Raw genomic sequence first — 22076 nt, 5'->3', positions numbered from 1 at the left:
CCCGGGCGGCGCTGACCCCGGCGGGGCCGGGTCAGCGCCGCCCGCTGCCGGCAGGCACACCGTCACCGGCCGCGCCCGCCATCTCGTGCTCGCCCTCGGTGTCCACATGCGGCAGGATCCGGTCCAGCCACCGCGGCGTCCACCATGCGGCCCGCCCCATCAGCGTCATCACCGCCGGCACCAGCAGCAGCCGCACCACGGTCGCGTCGATGAGCACGCTCACGGCCAGGCCCAGGCCCAGCATCTTGACCACGATGTTGTCGCTGACCACGAAGGCGGCGAAGACGCTCACCATGATGAGCGCGGCGCAGGTGATGACGCGTGCGGTGATCTCCAGCGCGTGCGCGACGCTCGCCTTCGGGTCGCCGGTGCGCAGCCATGCCTCGTGCACGCGGGAGAGCAGGAAGATCTCGTAGTCCATGCTCAGTCCGAAGACGATGGCGAACATCATCATCGGCACATAACTCTCGATGGGTACCTTGCCCGACACCCCCAGCGCCGGGCCGCCCCAGCCCCACTGGAAGACGGCCACCACCACTCCGTACGAGGCAGCGATGGACAGGACGTTGAGCACGGCCGCCTTGACCGCGACCAGCAGTCCGCGGAAGACGATCAGGATGATGAGGAAGGCGAGAGCGACCACCACGGCGATGATCAGGGGCAGTCGGCTGGAGACGATGTCCAGGAAGTCGACCTGGGCCGCGGTCGTCCCGGTGACATAGCCCTGCGCGGCAGTGCCGTTGACGGCCTCGGGCAGGGCGTCGTCCTCCAGCCGGTTGACCAGCTCTGTGGTGACCTCGTCCTGCGGCGCCTGCTGCGAATAGGCGGTGCCGACCAGTACGTCCCCGTCCTTGGTGGGCTTCAGCGGGGTGATGGCGGCGGCCCCCGGCACATGGGTGAGCGCCTTTCGGGCCTGTGTCGCGAGCGCCGCGCGGTCGGCGGACGGGACCGCGGTCTGGTCGATGACAAGGGTCAGCGGCCCGTTGGACCCGGGGCCGAAGGCGCCGGACATGAGGTCGTACGCCCGCCGGTCGGTGAAGGACTTCGGGTCGGCGCCGTCCCCGATGTGGCCGAGCTGGATGGAGAACAGCGGGATGGCGAGCACGGCGATGACGGCCACCCCACCGGTCAGGAACCACCACGGCCGGCGCTCGACGCGCTGCGCGTACCGGTGCCAGGTGCCCTGCGCCTCGGCGCCCGGCTCGGCGTCCGTCTCCGCGATCGGCTTGCGCACCCGGTACTTGTCGATCCGTCGGCCGATCAGCCCCAGCAGCGCGGGCACCAGGGTGAGCGCGCCGGCGACCGCCGAGATCACGGTGACGGCGGCCGCCACACCGAGTTTGGAGATGAAGCTGACCCCGGAGACCGACAGTCCCATCAGGGCGATGATGACGGTGCATCCGGAGACGAGCACCGCCCGGCCGCTGGTGGCCACCGCCATGCCCGCGGCGGCCACGGGATCGGCGCCGTTCATGAGGTTCTGCCGATGCCGGGTGATCAGGAACAGCGCGTAGTCGATGCCCACGCCGAGACCGATCATGGTGGCCAGCGTGGGTGAGACGGTGGCGAAGGTGAACGCGGCGGCGAGCAGCCCGAGGCAGGCGAGCCCGCAGATCACACTGACCAGCGCCGTCAGCAGTGGCACACCGGCGGCGAGCACACTGCCGAAGCCGATCAGCAGAACGAGGATCGCCACGCCGAAGCCGATCAGCTCACTGAGCCGGTCGTTGGCCTCGGGTCTGGCCAGCTCTCCCAGCGGACCGCCGTACTCCACATCCACCCCGGCGGAGCGCAGCGGCTGGACGGCCGAGTCCACACCGCCGAGATACGACTTCTCCAGAGTGGACGGCTGCACATCGAAGCGGACCGTGATGTACGCGGTTGCGCCGTCCGTGGAGAGCGGGCCGATGTTCTGCCCGGCCGGCTGCTGCGGAGGAGGCGTCGAGCCCGGCGGAGGCAGCGGGTTCTGCGCGGACAGCACATGCGGCAGCTTCCGGAGGCTGCCGATCACCGTGGACATCTGCGGGGCGAAGCCGGTGAGTGGCTTGGCCGTGTCGTTCAGGACGATCTGGGCGGCGTATCCGCCGGCAGCGGGATCGTGCTCCTTGAGCACGTCCAGCCCCTCGGTCGACTGGACTCCGGGCAGCGAGAAGTTGTCGGAGTAGTCGCCGCCGTACGCGTGCTGCAGAACCTGCAGGCCCGCGAGGGCGACCAGCCAGGCCAGGATGACCACCCCACAGCGGCGGGCGCACCCTTCACCGAGTCGCCGCAGCAGGCCTTTGCGGGGGGCGGGCGCGGGCGCGGCTGCGGGGGGTGGGGCGGAGGCGGAGGAAGGCGCGGGGGAGTCCTGCGGAGGCTGAGCCAACGACATGCGTTTCTCCCGACGAGAACCGGCGCACGGATGGCTGCCGAAGTCTGGAGGTGCTCTCTCCGCCACCGACCCGGAGAGAAACACAGCGGACATTCAGCATTAAAAGACCGATCCGCTCGCACGGCATGCGCAAAACGACGAGATCCCGTCCGGTCGGAATGACCGGACGGGATCTCGTCAGTTGTTGTGGACCTGTGGGGATTTGAACCCCAGACCCCCTCGATGCGAACGAGGTGCGCTACCAGACTGCGCCACAGGCCCTTGCAACGAGTGAAACCTTAGCACCCCCATTGGGGTGCTTGGAAATCCGTTCCCTCGCTGGTCACGGAAGCACGCCGGCGGAGCCGGGACGCGTCCGTGCTCACTCGTTGGCGGCGCGTGGCCGGTCCTCTTCCGCGTACTGGTCGAAGAGCGGCGTGCGGCCGCGGTCGCGGGCCCGGCGGGCCGAGGACGTCCGCTGGCGCGGAGGCGCGTCGGCCGCCGGCGCCGATTCCTGGGTCGGCTCCGCGGTCGAGGAGCGCGCCGAGCTCCAGGTCTCCGGGTCGCTGAAGTCCACGCCGCTCGTCGCGCGGGGAGCGACCGGAGCGGTGACGTACGTCGGCAACGGGACCGGGACCGGGTCCCAGCTGTCGCCGCGCGCCGGGCCGCGTTCGCGCTGCTGGTCGACCCACTCCGCGTGGTCGGTCTGCTCGACCAGCGCGCGGCGTCCTGCCTCCTGCGGGGAGAGCGCGACGGCGGGTTCGGGCTCGGGACGCGTCTCCTGCTCCTCGTCAGGCTCGACCGCGGACGCCGCCGCGGCCTGGTGCCGACGGGGACGGTTCTCGCGCAGCTGCTGCGCCGCGGCCTCTGCCCGGCGCCGGTCCATGGTGAACGCGAAGCGCCGCCGCTCCCGGCCGCGCAGATGCACGATGTACACACTGAGGAGCACCGCCGGGAGGGCCGGGGCCCACAGGAAGCCGAGTCCGCCGACCGCAGCGACAATCGTGCCGAGTGTGAAGGCGAAGAAGAGGACCACCGTGGTGCGTCTGCGGCGGGCCAGGACCTTGGTACGGCGGGCACGCTCGGCGGCGGCGGCGCCGTCCGGACGCGGACGCCGGGCCGCGGGGCGGGCCGACGGCCGGTGCTGGGCCTGGGGGGGTTCCGCCTGCGCGGGCACCGGACGGGCCGGGACGTCGAGCCGGGCTTCGGTACGGGCCGGGGGCATGGCGAAAGCCCGGACGTCCACGGAACTCAAACGGTCCGTGGCCGCGTCCGGGTCCACGTCGGACCCCGGCTCCTCGGCCGTGCGCTCTCGCAGCTCCTTGGCGTACCGGCGCTCCATCGCCCCGCGTCCGGACAGCAGCCGGATGGCGGTGGAGAAGCGTTCCGTCGGACGGGCTTCATTGAGCTCGTCCTGCCTGCGGAGCCACATCGGCACCAAGTAGGCGGCCCAGGCCCCGACGATGACTGCGTAGATGAGGCCACTGCTACTCACGCTTCACACCGTAGAGGGCTTCTCGCGAGGGCATCCGCCAATTGGCCCGGTGTGTCGCACGATCTGGCTGATATCACGGACTTTTTTTGTGATTGTTCAGATCAGTTCATGGCCGACGGCGATCAATTTCGAACATTTATTTTATTTCCCGTGGCGTTCCGGGTCGCGCCTGGTGCCAGCGGCGCAGCAGTCCCTCCGGCACCTCCTCGGCCGTGAGCGCGAAGACCAGATGGTCCCGCCACGCACCATCGATGTGGAGGTAACGGGGACGCAGACCCTCGTCGCGGAATCCGAGTTTCTCCACGACCCGGCGGCTGGGGACGTTTTCCGGGCGAATGCAGACTTCGATGCGGTGCAGTCCGACCGTACGGAAGCAGTGGTCGACGGCGAGGGCGACAGACGTCGGCATGACACCGCGGCCCGCCACCTCCCGGTCGACCCAGTAGCCGACATGCCCCGAACACATCGAGCCCCAGGTGATTCCGGCGACCGTCAGCTGACCGACGAGCTGTCCCCGGTACTCGATGACGAAGGGCAGCATCCGGCCGGCGTTGGCCTCGGCGCGCAGATGGCGGACCATCTGGCGGTAGGTGGGACGCTGCGCGGCCGGGCCGCCGGGGGCGGGTGGCGGAATCGTCGCCTCCCAGGGCCGCAGCCAGTCGCGGTTGCGCCGGTTGACCTCGCGCCAGGCCCGCTGGTCGCGCAGCTTTATCGGGCGAAGGGCGATATCGCCGTCCGCCAGGATCACCGGCCAGAACGGGGCGTTCAGCTTGAGCTCCTGGGGGTCCCCCCGGACGGAGTCCGGGGGATGGGTCTGGGGTGGTCTCCACCGCGGATCTGTTCGACGGCGTGAATCAGGAGCTTCTCCAGTACGGCGAGTCCGTCGCGTACTCCGCCCGTGGAGCCTGGGAGGTTGACGATCAGGGTGCGGCCGGCGACACCGGCGAGTCCACGGGACAGGGCCGCGGTAGGCACCTTGTCGCGTCCGTACGCGCGGATCGCCTCGGGGATGCCGGGGATCTCGTGGTCCAGGACGCGGGCGGTGACGTCGGGCGTCCGGTCGGTGGGCGAGATGCCGGTGCCGCCGGTGGTGAGGATGACGTCGTACGCGGCCGCGATCCCGTCCCGCAGGGCCTGCTCGACGGGGTCGCCGTCCGGCACGACCCGGGGGCCTTCGACCTGGAAGCCGAGCGCGGCCAGGCCCTCGGCGAGGATCGGGCCGCCCTTGTCGGCGTAGACCCCGGCGGAGGCACGGTTCGATGCCGTCACGACAAGGGCCCGGTACGGCGCGGCCGGCTCGGCGGCGGTCGCGTCGGCGGCGGTCGCGTCGGCGGCGGTCGCGTCGGCGGCGGTCGCGTCGAGACCGGCGGTTTCCGGGGCGGCGGCCTCGGGGCCGGGCCCGTGGCTGTGGCCGTAGACCTCTCCGGCCCGCGGCGCCGGGCTCATGAGCGGATCCAGTCGCCGGACTTGCCGCCCGTCTTCTCCTCGACCCGCACGTCGGTGATGACCGCCGCCTTGTCCACGGCCTTGACCATGTCGACGACGGTGAGCGCGGCGACCGATACCGCCGTCAGGGCCTCCATCTCGACGCCCGTGCGGTCCGTCGTCTTCACCGTCGCGATGATCTCGACGGCGTCGTCGGCGACCTTCAGATCGAGTTTCACACCGGAGACCGCGAGCGGATGGCAGAGCGGGATCAGATCGGGAGTGCGCTTGGCGCCCATGATGCCCGCGATACGAGCCGTGGCGAGAGCGTCGCCCTTGGGGACGCCCTCACCCCGCAGCAGCTCCACGACCTGCGGTGATACCAGGACCCTGCCGCTGGCGCGGGCGGTGCGTGAGGTGACGTCCTTCCCGGAGACGTCGACCATGCGGGCCGCCCCCGCCTCGTCGATGTGCGTCAGCCTGTCGTGCGTGCTCATTGGTGCGGCGCTCCCGGTCCGGGCCTTCACGGCCTGTTTGGGCAGACACGGTACCGCCACCGCACACAGGTCACCCGATGAGGACCACTTCCATCTCCGCGCCGGGCTCGACCGAGGTGTCGGACTCCGGGACGACGATCAGGCAGTCCGCATGGGCGAGCGCCGCGATCAGATGGGAGCCGGAGCCGCCGACCGGGGAGACGGTGCCCGATTCGGGGTCGTACGCACCCCGCAGGAACTGCCGCTTGCCGGAGGGGGACGACAGGGCCTTGTCGGCCTTGAGTGCGGCGCGGACCTTCGGCCGGTGGACGTCCTTCAGGCCCATCAGGGCCCGGATCGCGGGACGTACGAAGAGTTCGAAGGAGACGTAGCACGAGACCGGATTGCCAGGCAGCGCCAGCAGCGGGGTGTGCTCGTGGCCGATCGAACCGAAGCCCTGCGGCTTGCCGGGCTGCATGGCGAGCTTGCGGAAATCGATCCCGCTACCCGGCACGTCCTCGTCACCCACGGACGAGAGGGCTTCCTTGACCACGTCGTACGCGCCGACGCTGACACCGCCCGTCGTGACCAGCAGATCGGCACGGATCAGCTGGTCCTCGATGGTGGCGCGCAGGGTCTCCGCGTCGTCCGCGACCGCGCCCACCCGGTAGGAGAGGGCGCCCGCGTCACGTGCGGCGGCGCACAGCGCGAAGCTGTTGGAGTCATAGATCTGGCCCTCGCCCAACCGCTCGCCGGGCTGGATCAGTTCGCTGCCGGTGGAGAGCACGACGACGCGCGGGCGTGGCCGTACCCGCACGGAGCCGCGGCCGATCGCGGCGAGCAGTCCGATCTGCGGCGGGCCGAGGACCGTGCCTTCCTCCAGCGCCAGATCGCCCGCCTGGACGTCGCTGCCGCGCGAGCGCACATGGGCCCCTGCCTCGACCGGGCGGTGGACGCGGACCTCGCCGCTCGCGCCCTCGGGGGCCTCGCCGGCCGGGCGCATCGTGGTGGCCGCGCCGCCGCCCGTACCGCCGTCGGTCCACTCGACGGGGACGACCGCCTCCGCGCCGGGCGGCAGCGGGGCGCCGGTCATGATGCGCGCGGCCTGGCCGGGGCCGACCGTGGGCAGGCCGCCGCCGCCGGCCGCCACATCGCCGATGACCGTGAGGACGGCCGGGAACTCCTCGGTGGCTCCCGATACATCCGCCGTACGGACCGCGTAGCCGTCCATGGAGCTGTTGTCGAAGGGGGGCAGGGCAACCTGCACCGTGACGTCCTCGACGAGAACGCAGCCCTGGGCGTCCGGCAGTTGCAGCTCGATCGGATCCAGCGGACGGATCGCGCCGAGGATGTCCTCCAGATGGTCGTCCACCGACCAGATCGTGCTGCTCACGGTGCTACATCTCCTCGGTCACATAACTGCGAAGCCAGGTCCGGAACTCCGGGCCCAGGTCTTCACGTTCGCACGCGAGTCTGACAATTGCCCGCAAGTAGTCGCCACGATCGCCGGTGTCATAGCGGCGGCCCTTGAAAACGACGCCGTGCACCGGGCCGCCCACCTTCTCGTCCTCGGCGAGTTTCTCGAGGGCGTCGGTGAGCTGGATCTCGTTGCCGCGACCCGGCTCGGTCTGCCGGAGTATCTCGAAAACCGCGGGATCCAGGACATAGCGGCCGATGATGGCGAGGTTGCTCGGCGCCTCGGACGGGTCGGGCTTCTCGACCAGCTTGGTCACCCTGACCACGTCGGACTCGCCGGTGGCCTCGACGGCCGCGCAGCCGTACAGATGGATCTGGGCGGGATCGACCTCCATCAGCGCGATGACGCTGCCGCCCTCCCGCTCCTGGATCTCGACCATGCGGGCGAGCAGCGGGTCGCGCGGGTCGATCAGGTCGTCGCCGAGGAGGACCGCGAAGGGCTGGTCGCCGACGTGCGGGGCGGCACACAGCACGGCGTGGCCGAGGCCGCGCGGGTCGCCCTGGCGCACATAGTGCATGGTGGCGAGATCGCTCGACTCCTGCACCTTGGCCAGACGTTCGGCGTCGCCCTTGCGGGTGAGCGCGCTCTCCAGCTCGTAGTTGCGGTCGAAGTGGTCCTCGAGCGGGCGCTTGTTGCGACCTGTGATCATGAGTACGTCGGAGAGACCGGCCGCGACCGCCTCCTCGACGACGTACTGGATCGCAGGCTTGTCGACGACAGGCAGCATCTCTTTGGGAGTGGCTTTCGTGGCAGGCAGGAACCGGGTTCCGAGGCCTGCGGCAGGGATGACAGCCTTGCTGATCCTGGGGTGCGACTGAGTCATACGCTTCACACTATCCGGTGAGATTGGGCTGAAGATGAGGCTCCGGTTAACTTCCTGCTCATAAAGGCGTATACGAGAGGTTTCTGAGAACGCAATGAGCGGCGACTTGTCCCGAAAGAGTGCGGTACGACGTGAACTCCTCGACGCCCGGAGCCTTCTGTCCACTGAGGACGTCCAGGAGGCCGCCGCGGTTCTCGCGCGACAGGCTCTGAATCTCCCGGAATTGACCGAGGCGGGCACGGTTGCCGCCTATGTCTCGGTGGGGCGCGAGCCCGGCACGCGGGCGCTGCTCGAAGCGCTGCGCGAGCGGGGAGTGCGCCTCCTGCTGCCGGTCCTGAAGGCGGACAACGATCTGGACTGGGGCGAATACAGAGGCGCGGAGCATCTGGTGCGCGCGGGCCGCGGACTGCTGGAGCCGGACGGCGAGCGGCTGGGCGTGGACGCCGTACTGGAGGCGGATGCCGTGCTCCTTCCGGGGCTCGCGGTGGACTCGCGCGGTATGCGACTCGGCCGCGGCGGCGGTTCGTACGACCGGGTCCTCTCCCGGCTCGCGGCGGCCGGCGCCGACCCCGCGCTGGTGGTTCTGCTGTACGCGAACGAGGTACTCGCACGGGTCCCGGAGGAACCGCACGACCACCCCGTACACGCCGTGGTGACGCCCACGGCCGTCAGGCGCTTTACGGAGTGAGCTCGAGGGTGTCGACGGTCTTCGCCTTCACGGCCGCGTCACCGTAGGCCCAGTCGAGCAGCTCACCCTTCGCCCACTTGTCCGTCTGGTCGGTGTAGTGCGCGCTGTACGCGTGCCCCGACGCACCGGACAGACTGATCCAGCGGGACTTGTCCCAGTCACCGACGTTGACGACCATCCGCATCGACGGCACCCAGATGACTCCGTAGCCGCCCGCCGCGTTCCAGCCGGTGGCGTTGACCGCCGCCTCGCCGCCGCCCAGGTTCCACGGACCGCGGTTGAGCACGAACTGCAGGAAGCCGGGACCCTCGGTACCGAGGGTCTGGTTCTTCAGCGTCAGCTGGTGCAGCCTGCCCCAGCTCCAGCTGGAGGCGTCCTTGCCGAGCTCGGCCGTCAGCTCCCAGCGGGCGTCCTCCATGGCCCGGGCGAGCAGCTCGTCCCGGGTGGTGGTGGCCTTGTCCGTGCGGCTGGCCGGGGACTGCCACCACTCGTTCTTCTCGTCCTCGAGGATCCTGCGTACGACCTCGTACCAGCGGTCGCCGCCGTCCGGCTGCGCCGACTCGGTGTCCCGCTGGCCGCACTCCCGCACCCGCTCGCTGAGCTGGTCGTCCGGGGCCGAGCTGTCGGCCGGACGGACGCTCAGGCACTCCCCCTCGACCCGCAGCTCCTTGGGCAGTTTGTTGCCGAAGGCGAGCTTGAGGACATTGCGCCAGACCCCGTTGAAGTACGCGGCGGCACCGGAGTCCGGCTCCTGGGTGTAGTCCCAGCCCTCCAGCAGCTTCTGGGCCTCGCGGACGTAGCTGTCCGAGACATCGATCTTGAGCAGGTAGGGCGTCAGCAGCTTGGCGATCTCGCTGCTGTTGTCCATCTGCATGGTGCGCATGTCTTCGGTCGAGATCTTCCCGCCGCCCTGGATCTTCGACTCGATGAGGTCGTTGATCCGCTGGCTGCGGGCGCCGTAGCCGTAGTCCTTGGTCAGCAGGTACGGGTACTTCTTCGCATCGATCACCGACTGGTTGGCGGTGACGATGTAGCCGCGCTCGGGGTTGTACTCGTACGGCAGCTCATCGAAGGGGATGTAGCGCTTCCACTTGTACCGGGGGTCCCAGCCGGGAACGGGCTTCGTGCCGTCGCCCTCGGCGCGGACCGGGATCCTGCCGGGAGCCTGGTAGCCGATATTGCCCTTGACGTCGGCGTAGACGAGGTTCTGCGAGGGGACCTCGAAGTTCTTGGCGGCCGCGCGGAAGGAGTTGAAGTCCCTGGCGCGGTTGAGCTCGAAGACCGCGTCCATGGACTTGCCGGGCTGCAGCGCGGTCCACTGGAGCGCGACGGCGTACCCGGCGCCACGGTCAGGGGCGGCGTTCGGGACCGGGGCCTTCTCGCCGACCTGCTCCAGCTCGCTGCTGCGGTCGGAGACCAGCGGGCCGTGGCCGGTGGAGCGCACCGTGATCGTCTTGGCGGAGCCGCCCGCGACCTTGATGACCTCCTTGCGGGTCGTCAGCGCCTTCTCCTCGTTGCCCACCTGGTAGCGGTCGCCGCTGAGCTTCTCGAGGTAGAGGTCGGTGACGTCGGCACCGAGATTGGTGAAGCCCCAGGCGATGTCCTGGTTGTGACCGATGATCACGCCGGGCAGGCCGGAGAAGGTGTAGCCGGCGGTGTCGTACTGGCAGGTGGCCGAGACCGTCCGGCAGTGCAGGCCCATCTGGTACCAGAGGGAGGGCAGCGACGGTGCGAGATGCGGGTCGTTGGCCAGCATCGGCTTGTTGGTCGTCGTGTACGCGCCGGAGACGACCCAGGAGTTGGAGCCGATGCCGCTGCCGCTGGGGCCCAGCAGAGCGGGGATCGTGTCGAGGGTCTTGGAGAGCGCGGAGAGCTGGGAGTTGAGGCCCTGGGCGGCGCCCGCCGCGCTGTTCCCGCTGCCGCCGCCGGAGGCGCCGGACGGCTTGGCTGCCGGGTCGAACTTGCCGGTCGCGGGGTCTATACCGCCCTTGGCGACGATCGGCTTGTTCCGGTCGTACGGATAGGCCGGATACAGGTCCTTGATCTGCTTGTCGCTGAGCCTGCTCGTCAGCAGCGAGCGGTCGATCTCGTCCTGCATATTGCCGCGCAGGTCCCAGGCCATCGCCTTGAGCCAGGCCACCGAGTCGACGGGCGTCCACTTCTCGGGCTTGTAGTCGTTGCTGAAGGCAAGGGCGGCGTACTCGACCGAAAGGTCCTTGCCCTCGCGGCCCTTGAGGTAGCCGTTGACGCCGTCCGCGTACGCCTGGAGGTTCTTCTTGGTCTCGGGCGTGAGGAGGGTGTCGTACTCCTTCTGCGCCACCTGGCGCCAGCCGAGAGTGCGCAGGAACGCGTCCGTCTCGACCTGCCCGGAGCCGAACATCTCGGAGAGCCGGCCGGCCGTCATATGGCGGCGGACGTCCATCTCCCAGAAGCGGTCCTGCGCCTGGACGAAGCCCTGGGCGCGGAACAGGTCTTCGTCACTGTCCGCGTAGATCTGCGGGATGCCGTAGTTGTCCCGTCTGACCTCGACCGGGCCGGAGAGGCCGTCGAGTTTGACCGTGCCGTTGGTCTGCGGGAACGAGGCGCGCACGGTGCTGATGCTCCAGTACGTCCCATATCCGACACCCGCGACAAGCGCCAGCACCAGGACGATCACGAGCAGGCGAGCGCGTCGCCCCTTCTTCTTCTTGGGGGAAGAGGCGGTTGTGTTGGCGGGCATCGCTGTCCTTCGAGGCGCAGGCTGGTCCTGGGTGCTGGAGCAACCATAGGCGCAGCGCTCCGGCGGCCCGGACGCGGTATCCGTAAGGCAGCGGCCGGACCTCTCTCGTACGAATGATCGACCCGTCAAGGAAACGTTAAAGATTAGGTAAGGTAACGAAGTGTCGCCGGCCGGAGGAGCGATCCGGCCCGAAGGCGCGAGGGAAGGATCGGCCACTGAGTGTCCACCAGCTCAATGAACTCCTGCTCATCTGCTCGCTCGTTCTGCTCATCGCCGTCGCGGCGGTACGCATCTCGTCCCGCAGTGGGCTCCCCAGCCTGCTGCTGTATCTCGGGATCGGGATCGCGATCGGGCAGGACGGCATCTTCGACGTCAGGTTCGACGACGCCGAACTGACGCAGGTGATCGGCTATGCCGCGCTTGTGGTGATCCTGGCCGAGGGCGGCCTGGCCACCAAGTGGAAGGAGATCAAACCCGCGTTGCCCGCGGCGGTCGTGCTGTCGACCGTCGGCGTCGCGGTGAGTGTGGGCATCACGGCGGCCGGAGCGCACTATCTGGTCGGGCTCGAATGGCGGCAGGCGCTCATCATCGGCGCGGTCGTGTCCTCGACGGACGCCGCGGCGGTCTTCTCGGTACTGCGCAAGGTGCCGCTGCCGTCCCGGGTGACCGGCGTACTGGAAGCCGAGTCGGGCTTCAACGATGCCCCCGTGGTCATCCTGGTGATGGCCTTCTCCACGGCAGGACCCATCGACGACTGGTACGTACTGGTCGGGAAGATCACGCTGGAGCTGGCGATCGGCGCGGCCATCGGGCTCGCGACGGGCTGGCTGGGCGCGTTCGGGCTGCGGCATGTGGCGCTGCCCGCCTCGGGCCTGTACCCGATCGCGGTGATGGCGATCGCGGTGGTGGCGTACGCGGCCGGCGCCATGGCGCACGGCAGTGGCTTCCTCGCCGTCTATCTCGCCTCCATGGTGCTCGGGAACTCCAGGCTGCCGCACGCGCCGGCGAACCGCGGCTTCGCGGAGGGCCTCGGCTGGATCGCGCAGATCGGCATGTTCGTCCTGCTCGGGCTGCTGGTGACGCCGCACGAGCTGCTCGTCGACTTCTGGCCCGCGGTCGTGGTCGGTCTGGTACTGACCATGGTGGCGCGGCCGCTGGAGGTCTTCATCAGCCTGCTGCCGTTCCGCATTCCATGGCAGGAACAGGTGCTCATGTCATGGGCGGGACTGCGCGGCGCCGTGCCCATCATTCTCGCCACCATCCCGCTGGTCACCTCGATCGAGGGCAGCGACCGGGTTTTCAACATCGTCTTCGTCCTGGTCGTCGTCTACACCCTGGTCCAAGGACCGACGCTGCCCTGGCTGGCGAAGGCCCTGCGGCTCGGCGGCCCGTTCGACGCCGCCGATCTGGGCATCGAGTCGGCGCCGCTGGAGCGGCTGCGCGGGCATCTGCTGTCGGTGGCGATCCCGAAGGGGTCGAAGATGCACGGCGTGGAGGTCGCGGAGCTGCGGCTGCCGGCCGGCTCGGCGGTCACCCTGGTCGTACGCGAAGGGAAGAGCTTCGTACCGCTGCCCTCCACCGTGCTGCGGCGGGGTGACGAGCTGCTGGTGGTGGCGACGGATCCGGTGCGGGACGCCGCGGAGCGGCGGCTGCGGGCGGTCGGACAGGGCGGAAAGCTTGCCGACTGGCTGGGAATGAATGGAAACGCCGGAGGAAGATCCACAGGGAGGTCCGGCTAATCACAGGCAGATCTTGGAATGTGTGGGCTACTTCCCAGGCACGAATCGAATATGCCCTGTAGCATCAAGGCACACTGATCGACCAACTCTGCCTGACGCAGAGCTGGCGCGACCGTATGGCGGCCGCGGAGCCCCCTCAGTGGGCCCCGGTATCTACCGCAGTTCAGCGCAAGAGGACAGCTCTCGGCGGCTCCGTGCGTCTCGTACCACAAGTACGACGCGTACCAGGGAAGCGCTACCAGGCGGCAGAAAGGCACGGACCGTGGCATCCACGGTCAACAACCGTCCTGGATACGGGCAGCTCCTGCGCACACCCGGCGCCTGGACATTCCTGCTCCCCGGCTTCCTGGCGCGGCAGCCCTTCGCGATGCTGACCATCGGCATCGTCCTGCTGGTGCAGCACACCACCGGTTCGTACGGCAGCGCCGGCGCCGTCGCCGCCTTCACCGGCGTCTCCATGGCGCTCTTCGCGCCGCAGAGCGGCAAGCTCGCCGACCGTCTCGGGCAGCGGGCCGTACTGCTGCCCGGCGTGCTCGTGCACACCGCTTCCGTGTCCGCGCTGACGGCGCTCGCGCTGGCACAGGCGCCCCTGTGGGCACTGTTCGTCGCCGCCGTGCCCACGGGTGCTTCGGTACCGCAGGTCGGACCGATGGTGCGGGCCCGCTGGGCGGCCACGCTGGATGGTTCGCCACTGATGTCGACGGCGGCCGCCTTCGAGTCCGTGACGGACGAGTTCACCTTCGTCGTCGGACCGGTGCTCGTGACAGCGCTGTGCACCGGCGTGCACCCGGCGGCCGGCCTGATCGCCGAGGCGACGCTGACGCTCTCCGGCGGTCTGTTCTTCGCCGCTCAGAGCGGCACGCAGCCTGCGGTACGGGCCAGGGCGACGGCCGCCGAACCGCACGCGTCCGCGCTCTCCGTCCCGGGGGTGCGAGTGCTGGCCGTGGCCTTCCTCGGTATCGGTTCGGTCTTCGGTGGAATGCAGGTCTCGCTGACCGCCTTCGCCGAGGAGATCGGGAACCCCGGCGCCAACGGACTTCTGTACGGGATCTTCGCGGCCGGCAACATGCTGGCCGGCGTCGCCTGTGGTGCCATCGCGTGGAAGAGCGGCCCGCGGCGGCGGCTGGTGCTCGGCTACGCCGGGCTCGCGCTGGCGGCGTCGGCGCTGTGGGCGGTGCACTCCGTGGCGCTGCTGGCGGGGCTGGGACTGCTCGTCGGTCTCTGCATCGCGCCCGCCCTGATCAGCGGCTACACACTGGTCGAGTCTCTGGTGCCGGCTTCGGCCCGTACCGAGGCCTTCACCTGGCTGACGGGTGCCGTGGCGCTGGGCCAGGCGGCGGCCGTGACGGTGGCCGGGCGACTGGCCGACGCGAACGGCGCGAGCGCCGGATTCGTGGTACCGCTGGTGGGCACTGTGCTGGCATTCGTCACGCTGATTTCGCTCCGCTCGCGGCTGTCGCCGAAGGCCTCGGGGCGGATCGCGGCACGTGGGATGAGTCACCGCGTGCCGTTGACAGTGGACTGATCCAGCGGAATAGGTCACTATGGATCGTCGTTAGCACTCATTGAGTGAGAGTGCCAGGAGGAAGACAAGTGCCGACCTACCAGTACCAGTGCACCGAATGCGGCGAGGGCCTCGAGGCGGTGCAGAAGTTCACCGATGACGCCCTGACCGTGTGCCCCAGCTGTGAAGGACGCCTGAAGAAGGTGTTCTCGGCGGTGGGCATTGTCTTCAAGGGATCCGGCTTCTACCGGAACGACAGCCGAGGTTCGTCCTCGAGCAGCTCGCCCTCGTCGACGTCGCCCGCGTCCGCGAGCGCGAAGTCGTCCGACTCGAGCGCGAAGGCGTCGGACTCGAAGCCCGCCGCTTCGTCGTCCTCGACGTCGGCTTCCTCTTCGTCGGGCTCGTCGTCGAGCTCCAGCGGCAGCTCGGCCGCCTGACGCCGCTCCCCCGCCCGGCCCAGCCCGGCCGCTGTACGTGGCCCGGCCGCCTGACGCCTGCTTTCCGGGACCCTGCCGTTGTGTACGGCGGGGTCCTTGGCGTTTTCGCGTACGGATAGTGTGATCGCCATGGCGACGAATGCGACCAACGCGACCGCAGAGATCGGCGTGATCGGCGGCTCGGGCTTCTACTCCTTCCTGGAGGACGTCACCGAGATCCAGGTGGACACCCCGTACGGCAGTCCCAGCGACTCGCTGCTACTCGGCGAGATCGCGGGCCGGCGGGTCGCCTTCCTGCCCCGGCACGGACGCGGCCACCATCTGCCGCCGCACCGCATCAACTACCGCGCCAACCTGTGGGCGCTCCGGTCGGTGGGCGTGGGACAGGTGCTCGGGCCGTGCGCCGTGGGCGGGCTGCGCCCGGAGTACGGTCCCGGGACGCTGCTCGTGCCCGACCAGTTCGTGGACCGTACGAAGGCACGTGCGCAGACCTACTACGACGGTCTGCCGTTGCCGGACGGGACCATCCCGAACGTGGTGCATGTGTCGCCTGCCGATCCGTACTGTCCCGAGGGACGCAAGACGGTCCTCGCGTCCGCGCGCGGGCGGGACTGGGAGCCGGTGGACGGCGGGACACTGGTCGTGGTCGAGGGGCCGCGCTTCTCCACCCGGGCGGAGTCGCAGTGGCATGCGGCGATGGGCTGGTCGGTGGTCGGCATGACCGGGCACCCGGAGGCGGTTCTCGCCCGTGAACTGGGGCTCTGCTACACGTCGATGACGCTGGTGACGGACCTGGACGCCGGGGCCGAGACGGGCGAGGGCGTCTCCCAGGGAGACGTGATGAAGGTCTTCGCCGCAAGCGTCGACAGGCTGCGCACGGTGCTCTTCGACGCGGTTGCGGGGCTGCCGGCGGGTGAGACGCGGGACTGTCTCTGCTCGCATGCGCTGGACGGCATCGACACAGGACTTCAGCTGCCGTAGTTCTTCGGCGTTCTTCGGCCCGGCGCGGTCAAGCCCTCCTGCGGGTGAGGGAGTTGTCCACAGCGCGGGGGTCGTCCACAGGCGTCGGCGGGATGCGCGCGGAGAGTGGATCGTGAGGAGTGGCCGGCCCAACTCCACTCCTCTCCACTCCTCACGGCAGGCGGTGTGTGTCATGTCGTTTCACCCCTCTTCCGTCCCTCCGCTTCCTCCTTCTCTCCCTGCTCTCCCTTCTCCGTTTCCTCCTTCTCGCCATCCCTCTCCTCCTTCTCCTTCTCCCCCTCCCCCTCCTCCTCCCTCCTCCGCTCCGGCCCCGGAGCCCCTCGGCGTGCCGCCGTTCGCTCCGCTGCGGGTGCGGGGTGGGGCGCACCGCCTGCGGCGCGCGATGCTCCGGCGCCGCCGGGCGATGGCGGCGGGGCTTGCCATGACGGCGGCGGCGCTTGCCGCTTCGGGTGCGCGGGGACCGGACAGCGGGGGCGCCGAGGCGTTGGCGGCCGCGCCCCAGCGCGAGCGGCGGCCCGCCGCCGCGATGGTGTCCGCGCCGGTGCGAATCGCGGATGCCGCCATGGTCCGGCTGCTGCGCCCGGGAGACCGGGTGGATGTGATCGCCGCGGCCAACTCCCCTGTGGGGGAAGGGACTGCGGCGCGGGTGGTGGCGTCGGGCGTCCGGGTCAGCAATGTCCCGGGGCTGCGCGGGGCTTCCCCGGACGGCGGTGCGCTGATTGTGCTGTCGGTGCCACGCACCACCGCCGCGGCACTCGCGGGCGCGGGAGCGACATCGCGACTGACGGTGACGGTGTACTGACTCGGAGTCGACACGAGCCACCGACCTGACGCACCGTCAGGGAATCTGTTGGCAGTGCGGATTGGACAGCACGACTACACGCTGACGTAGGTTTCGGAACGTCTGGCTCCGTGTCCTGCACATGCGAAGAGAGGCTCAGTGGTGAGCGAGAAGAAGGTCAGCGTCCTGGAGGGCTTCAAGGCTTTCCTGATGCGCGGGAATGTCATCGACCTGGCCGTCGCCGTGGTCATCGGCGCGGCGTTCACCCAGATCGTGAATGCCGTGGTGAAGGGCGTCATCAATCCGCTGGTAGGCGCGTTCGGCACCAAGGATCTCGACTCCTACAGCTCCTGCCTGAAGGGCACCTGTGACGTTGTGGACGGCGAGGTGGCCGGCATCAGGATCATGTGGGGGTCCGTGCTCGGCGCCACGCTCACCTTCCTGATCACAGCGGCCGTCGTCTACTTCCTAATGGTGCTGCCCATGTCCAAGTACCTGGCCAGGCGCGCCGCCCGGGAGCGCGCCAGGGAAGGCGCGAAGGAAGTGGTCGAGCTGACCGAGCTCGAGGTCCTGAAGGAGATCAGGGACGCGCTCGTGGCGCAGCGAGGTTCGGGGCAGGGCCGGTAGCGGCGGCTCAGATGTGGTGCGGCGGCTTCTCGTCGAGGAAACGCGCCAGCTCGGCGGCGCTGTCGCCGCTCGTGAGAGGCCGCTCGCCCCACCCGCGGTCCGTATCGTCCGAGGATTGCTGGTCCAGCGGATCGTCGAAGATCAGCTTCGGTTTCGGGGACTGCTGCCGCGGCTGCTCCGCATCACGCGGTCCGGGGGCGGGGGCGGTGCTCATACCTCCAGGGTACGGCGGCGGATACGAGCGCGCGTACGGCGGCGGGGGCCGAAGGAGCATGTCCGGTCGCGGCACCGGGCGCGCACCGGGTCCTGGCCACGGTCGACGCGGACACGCCCACCACCAGGACGGCGGCCGGGTCACCTGAGCGACGCCACGGGTCGGGACGTGGCCATGGCCGGGGCGCTGAGCCAAGTCCCGTGGTACGCATGGACTTCATGGCAGTCAATGACGCACGGACGGACGGGACGGCAGACGGGCCGAGGAGCCCGCGGAGCGGTGGGACGACGGACAGGCCGGCCGACGGGCTCACGCGCAAGCCCACGGGCGGCCTGACCGATGTGGACGGCCTCCGGGTCGGGCACGCGCGCGTACCGGGCGACCGCGCGCTCAGCGGCACCACCGTCGTCCTCGCGCCCGAGGGCGGGGCCATCGCCGCCGTCGACGTACGCGGCGGAGGCCCGGGCACCCGCGAGACCGACGCCCTCGACCCCCGCAACCTGGTCCAGCGCATCGAGGCCGTCGTACTGACCGGCGGCAGCGCGTACGGACTCGACTCCGCCGCCGGAGTGATGGCCTGGCTGGAGGAACGCGGTCGCGGTGTACGGGTGGGGCCCGAGCCCCGCCATGTCGTGCCGGTCGTACCCGCGGCCTGCGTCTTCGACCTGGGGCGCGGCGGCGACTGGCAGGCCCGCCCGGACGCATCGACCGGGCGCGCGGCGGTGGAGGCGGCGGCAGCCACCGAGAGCGGTGTGCCGTTCGAAGAGGGATCCGTGGGCGCCGGTACCGGTGCGGTGGTGGGGCGGCTGAAGGGCGGGCTCGGCACGGCCGGCACCGTCCTCGGCTCCGGGGTCACCGTCGCCGCACTGGTCGTCGCGAACGCGGTGGGTTCGGTCATCGACCCGCTGACCGGTGTGCTGTACGGCCAGTATTTCGAAGGCCGCGTCGACTACCCGCCGACCGAGGTCCACACGGCGGCGCGGCAGCGGCTGGACGAGACGGGCCGGGCGAGCGGATGGCCTCCGCTGCCGCCGCTGAACACCACACTCGCCGTCGTCGCGACCGACGCGGATCTGACCCGGGCCCAGGCGCAGAAGCTCGCGGGCACGGCGCACGACGGCATCGCACGCGCTGTACGCCCCGTCCATCTCCTCAACGACGGCGACACCGTCTTCACGCTCGCCACCGGCGTCGTCCCGCTCGACGCCACCGACCCCCTCGCCCTCAACGAGGTGCTCGCGGCGGGCGCGGACGTGGTGACCCGGGCAATCGTGCGGGCGGTTCTCGCGGCACGGAGCGTCGACGGACCCGGCGGCACCTTCCCTTCGTACCGGGACCTGTACGACATCGACTGACGTACAGGACAGCCGTGTTGGCCGGGAAGTCGGGAACTTCCCGCGTACTCCCCTTCGTTTTCCGGAACGCAGGACACGTTGTCAGACCCAGGGGCTACGTTTAGCAATCACCAAGTGACTTGCGGCGACGGCCTGGAGACCCAACTTGAACGATCCGTACGAGACAACCGAGACGCAGCTCGAGCGACTCCTGGGTCGGGCGCTCAACTCCTTCGATCTGCCCGACACGACGGTCGAGCGGCTCGAATCCGCGCTGGCCCATGCCAGTTCGCTGCATTCGTCGCACCACAGTGCGGCCCTGCACCGTGCCACGTACCGGCATGCCTATCTGCTGAGCGACGGCAGCTCCCTCGTCCTGTGGGAGCTGGTGCACAACACCGGCCGCGACGGCGCCGAGCAGCACGAGCTCTACACCGAGGAGTCGGAGGTCCGCCTCGCCGCGTCGCGGCTGCCCGCCGGTTTCCCGGGCTTCGCCGGGTCCACGGACACCGGCCGCGACTCCGGCGTCGAGGGCGACGACCTCGACGCCGATCTGGAGCTGCTCACCTCGCTGATGACCGCTCCCCCGGCCCCGCTCCCCCGGATGTACGTCCCGGACGACTCCGCGGACCACGCGCGCCGTGTGCTGCGCCGCGCGGAGAACGCCGACCGGCCGGGTGAGGAGACCGCGCGCCTGCTGCGGGCCGCTTTCGCCCACCACATCACGCAGGTCTTCGGCCGCCAGTGCCGGGTGGAGGGGAAAGACGCGGGCTTCACGCTGTACGAGCACGCGTTCCTGCTGCTCGACGGCACCGAGACGAGCCTGTGGGAGGTCGAGCACACGGCGACGCCCGACGGCCGCCATATGTGCGAGGTGTACGCCGCGGAGCACATAGCGCGCGAGGCGATGGAGCTGCGCGCGGGCGTCCGGTGAACCGGCGTGCGGTGAACGTCGGCCCGGCGGTCGGAGAGCACGAAACCTGCCTCAAGGCCAATCCTCGTTCCTGATCTTGGTCAAGATCACGCCAAGCCCTGCCCCGCTGCTCACCTCCACTCCATAGGCTCCGGCCCGTCTTTGCGGCGAACGACCGCTCGGGGGAATGGAGTCCACCATGGCTGAATCCGGCAGACGAGGAAGCGTCCTCCTGACCTGGGGCCCGACGATGCTGTTCGGCGTCCTGCTGCCGTGGATCACGTACGGAATGCTGACCGACCACGGCATCGACGAGTTCCCCGCCCTACTGCTCATCTCCTGCTGGCCACTGGTCGAGCTGGCCATCTATTTCGCCATGCACCGGCGCGTGGACGAGTTCGGCGTGATAATCCTGATCACGCTGCTGCTGGGAGCGGTCAGCGCCCTCGCGTTCAACAGCGCGAAGCTGCTCTTCCTCAAGGACTCCGCGCTGACCGGGCTGCTCGGGCTCGCCTTCCTCGTCAGCCTCACGCTCAAGCGGCCGCTGATCTTCTACTTCGGCCGCAAGTTCGGCACGGACGGTACGCCCGAGGGCGTTGCCGACTGGAACGCGATGTGGCACAAGTACCCGGGCTTCCGCACCGCCCAACGGCGTTTGACCATCGTCTGGGGTGTGGCCTTCCTGGTCGAGGCGGCGGTGAAGGCCGGGCTGGTCTACGTACTGGACACGGAGACGATGGTCGGGGTCTCCAACGTGCTGCCGTTCGTCTTCCTGGCGGGCCTGATGGTGTACACGATCCGGGCAGGGAAGAAGGGACGCGCCCGCCGCGAGGCCGCGGAAGCGGCGGCGGGAGCGGAAGCGGAAGCGGCAGAAGCCGAACCGACGGAAGTGGAAGCGGAAGCGGCGGCCCAGGCTCCGGCCTGAACCGCCACTCGTCCGTCGGCAGTTGTCCGACGTCCGTCAGGCCGCAACCGGGACCTTCGCCTCTTCGGCGGCGGAGGTCTCGGTGACGGCAGCCACCGTCTCCGTCCCGCGCATCCCCTTGAGGGGGATCACAAGTCCGGCGCTCACCACGGTGCCGGCCACGATCGCCAGTAGATACAGGAACGGGCTGCCGATCAGGGGAACCACGAAGATGCCGCCGTGCGGGGCGCGCAGGGTGCACTCGAAGGCCATCGAGAGCGCGACGGTGACCGCGCCGCCCGCCATCGCCGCCGGGATGACCCGCAGCGGGTCGGCGCCGGGACCTCGTACGTACGGTCCAGCGACGGGTTCGGCGTGACGGTGAGGATCATGCGCGTACGACTTCCGTTCCCGCGGCCTCGATCGCCGCGGCGTCCTCCGGGCTGAGCCCGCTGTCGGTGATGAGCAGGTCGACGTCGGCGAGGTCGCCGAAGCGGGCGAAGTGTTCCTGCCCGTGCTTGGCCGAGTCGGCCAGCAGCACAACGCGCCGCGCGGCCGCGACGATCGCGCGTTTGACGGCCGCCTCGGCGAGGTCGGGCGTCGTGAGTCCGCCGTCGGCCGAGTAGCCGGTGGCGCCGAGGAAGACGACGTCGGCGTGGATCTCGCCGTATGCCCGCAGTGCCCAGGCGTCGACGGCGGCGCGCGTGCGGTGCCGGACCCTGCCGCCCACCAGGTGGAGGTCGATGCCGGGGTGGTCGGCGAGGCGCGCGGCGACGGGCAGGGCGTGGGTGACGACGGTGAGCGAGCACTCCAGCGGGAAGGCCGCGGCGAGGCGGCCCACGCTCGAACCGGCGTCGAGGATGACGCTGCCGTCCGACGGCAGTTCGGCGAGCGCGGCGCGCGCGATGCGGTCCTTCTCGTCGGCGGCGGTGGATTCGCGTTCGGCGAGGTCCGGCTCGAAGTCGAGCCGCCCCGCCGGGATGGCTCCACCGTGTACGCGGCGGACGAGCCCGGCCCGGTCCAGGGCCTTGAGGTCACGCCGGACCGTCTCGGCGGTGACCTGGAACTCCTCGGCGAGCGAGAGCACGTCGACTCGGCCGCCTTCGCGGGCGAGGCGCAGGATCTCCTGCTGACGCTCCGGTGCGTACATGTGGGTTTACATCCGCTCCATGCCCGAATCTATGGTTTC

20 protein-coding genes, 1 tRNA gene and 1 pseudogene are annotated in these 22076 nt (G+C 69.9%); 10 read left to right on the top strand and 12 right to left on the bottom strand.

All coding sequences use genetic code 11. The features are described 5' to 3' along the window. Positions 1-31: 31 nt before the first annotated feature. The 8 genes from ACWDZ6_RS18070 to galU all read right to left on the bottom strand — a co-directional run bounded on the left by ACWDZ6_RS18070 (position 32) and on the right by galU (position 8046). On the bottom strand, positions 32-2371 hold the full coding sequence (locus ACWDZ6_RS18070; protein WP_451503648.1) for an MMPL family transporter: 2340 nt from the start codon (positions 2369-2371) through the stop codon (positions 32-34). A gap of 187 nt (positions 2372-2558) precedes the next feature. Beyond that, positions 2559-2632 (bottom strand) — tRNA-Ala (locus tag ACWDZ6_RS18065). Between the two features lie 100 nt (positions 2633-2732). After that, on the bottom strand, positions 2733-3845 hold the full coding sequence (gene sepX / locus ACWDZ6_RS18060; protein ID WP_451503647.1) for a divisome protein SepX/GlpR: 1113 nt from the start codon (positions 3843-3845) through the stop codon (positions 2733-2735). 136 nt (positions 3846-3981) lie between these two features. After that, positions 3982-4593: a GNAT family N-acetyltransferase gene (locus ACWDZ6_RS18055; RefSeq protein ID WP_451503646.1), complete on the bottom strand. Its 612-nt coding sequence runs from the start codon at positions 4591-4593 to the stop codon at positions 3982-3984. Positions 4594-4610: 17 nt separating this feature from the next. Continuing rightward, positions 4611-5114, bottom strand: coding sequence for a MogA/MoaB family molybdenum cofactor biosynthesis protein (locus ACWDZ6_RS18050; protein ID WP_451503752.1), 504 nt, complete (start codon positions 5112-5114; stop codon positions 4611-4613). Between the two features lie 173 nt (positions 5115-5287). Next, the gene (gene moaC / locus ACWDZ6_RS18045; protein ID WP_366731573.1) at positions 5288-5767 is read right to left on the bottom strand and encodes a cyclic pyranopterin monophosphate synthase MoaC; all 480 of its coding nucleotides are present in this window, start codon (positions 5765-5767) and stop codon (positions 5288-5290) included. A gap of 70 nt (positions 5768-5837) precedes the next feature. Then, a complete protein-coding gene (gene glp, locus ACWDZ6_RS18040; RefSeq protein WP_366731574.1) occupies positions 5838-7139 on the bottom strand; it encodes a molybdotransferase-like divisome protein Glp in 1302 nt (433 codons plus the stop codon). 4 nt (positions 7140-7143) lie between these two features. After that, the gene (galU, locus tag ACWDZ6_RS18035) at positions 7144-8046 is read right to left on the bottom strand and encodes a UTP--glucose-1-phosphate uridylyltransferase GalU (protein WP_366731575.1); all 903 of its coding nucleotides are present in this window, start codon (positions 8044-8046) and stop codon (positions 7144-7146) included. Between the two features lie 94 nt (positions 8047-8140). On the opposite strand from galU, the gene ACWDZ6_RS18030 reads away from it, so the two are divergent. After that, positions 8141-8734 (top strand): 5-formyltetrahydrofolate cyclo-ligase, encoded by a 594-nt coding sequence (locus tag ACWDZ6_RS18030; protein WP_451503645.1) that lies wholly within the window; start codon positions 8141-8143, stop codon positions 8732-8734. Here ACWDZ6_RS18030 and ACWDZ6_RS18025 read toward each other — a convergent pair. Next, on the bottom strand, positions 8724-11453 hold the full coding sequence (locus tag ACWDZ6_RS18025) for a penicillin acylase family protein (RefSeq protein ID WP_451503644.1): 2730 nt from the start codon (positions 11451-11453) through the stop codon (positions 8724-8726). The two genes, ACWDZ6_RS18030 and ACWDZ6_RS18025, sit on opposite strands and share 11 nt — an antisense overlap. 215 nt (positions 11454-11668) lie before the next feature. Between ACWDZ6_RS18025 and ACWDZ6_RS18020 the strand changes: the two genes are divergently transcribed. The 6 genes from ACWDZ6_RS18020 (at position 11669) to mscL (ending at position 17522) form a co-directional block, all read left to right on the top strand. Further along, positions 11669-13192 carry a potassium/proton antiporter gene (locus ACWDZ6_RS18020; protein ID WP_366731661.1) on the top strand — a complete coding sequence of 508 codons (1524 nt, stop codon included), beginning with the start codon at positions 11669-11671 and terminating at the stop codon, positions 13190-13192. A gap of 262 nt (positions 13193-13454) precedes the next feature. Continuing rightward, positions 13455-14717, top strand: coding sequence for an MFS transporter (locus tag ACWDZ6_RS18015; RefSeq protein ID WP_451503643.1), 1263 nt, complete (start codon positions 13455-13457; stop codon positions 14715-14717). A 68-nt stretch (positions 14718-14785) separates the two neighbouring features. Beyond that, complete coding sequence (locus tag ACWDZ6_RS18010) at positions 14786-15133, top strand: FmdB family zinc ribbon protein (protein ID WP_366731579.1); 348 nt, start codon at positions 14786-14788, stop codon at positions 15131-15133. Positions 15134-15262: 129 nt separating this feature from the next. Beyond that, entirely contained in the window at positions 15263-16114 is an 852-nt protein-coding gene (locus ACWDZ6_RS18005) for an S-methyl-5'-thioadenosine phosphorylase (RefSeq protein ID WP_326650557.1), read from the top strand. A gap of 325 nt (positions 16115-16439) precedes the next feature. After that, positions 16440-16916 carry a hypothetical protein gene (locus tag ACWDZ6_RS18000; protein WP_451503642.1) on the top strand — a complete coding sequence of 159 codons (477 nt, stop codon included), beginning with the start codon at positions 16440-16442 and terminating at the stop codon, positions 16914-16916. A gap of 141 nt (positions 16917-17057) precedes the next feature. After that, positions 17058-17522, top strand: coding sequence for a large conductance mechanosensitive channel protein MscL (mscL, locus tag ACWDZ6_RS17995; protein ID WP_451503641.1), 465 nt, complete (start codon positions 17058-17060; stop codon positions 17520-17522). A 7-nt stretch (positions 17523-17529) separates the two neighbouring features. Here the strand turns inward: mscL and ACWDZ6_RS17990 are convergent, their stop codons facing one another. Beyond that, a complete protein-coding gene (locus ACWDZ6_RS17990) occupies positions 17530-17736 on the bottom strand; it encodes a hypothetical protein (RefSeq protein WP_366731583.1) in 207 nt (68 codons plus the stop codon). A 209-nt stretch (positions 17737-17945) separates the two neighbouring features. Between ACWDZ6_RS17990 and ACWDZ6_RS17985 the strand changes: the two genes are divergently transcribed. From ACWDZ6_RS17985 to ACWDZ6_RS17975, 3 genes are all read left to right on the top strand, one after another. Further along, positions 17946-19091 (top strand): P1 family peptidase, encoded by a 1146-nt coding sequence (locus ACWDZ6_RS17985; RefSeq protein ID WP_451503640.1) that lies wholly within the window; start codon positions 17946-17948, stop codon positions 19089-19091. A gap of 145 nt (positions 19092-19236) precedes the next feature. Beyond that, positions 19237-20004: a DUF6227 family protein gene (locus tag ACWDZ6_RS17980; protein WP_451503639.1), complete on the top strand. Its 768-nt coding sequence runs from the start codon at positions 19237-19239 to the stop codon at positions 20002-20004. 178 nt (positions 20005-20182) lie between these two features. Further along, positions 20183-20908, top strand: coding sequence for a VC0807 family protein (locus tag ACWDZ6_RS17975; RefSeq protein ID WP_451503638.1), 726 nt, complete (start codon positions 20183-20185; stop codon positions 20906-20908). A 36-nt stretch (positions 20909-20944) separates the two neighbouring features. On the opposite strand, the pseudogene ACWDZ6_RS17970 reads toward ACWDZ6_RS17975, so the two are convergent. Together ACWDZ6_RS17970 and ACWDZ6_RS17965 are read right to left on the bottom strand one after the other, a co-directional pair. After that, positions 20945-21223: pseudogene (locus ACWDZ6_RS17970) on the bottom strand (hypothetical protein); the annotation flags it as partial. 52 nt (positions 21224-21275) lie between these two features. Beyond that, positions 21276-22037, bottom strand: a complete 762-nt coding sequence (locus tag ACWDZ6_RS17965; protein WP_451503637.1) for a DeoR/GlpR family DNA-binding transcription regulator — start codon at positions 22035-22037, stop codon at positions 21276-21278. Positions 22038-22076 lie beyond the last annotated feature (39 nt).

It is taken from the genome of Streptomyces sp. NPDC002926 (assembly GCF_053591755.1).
The sequence above is the reverse complement of the archived record's forward strand: the minus strand, read 5'-3'. Positions and strand labels throughout refer to the sequence as shown.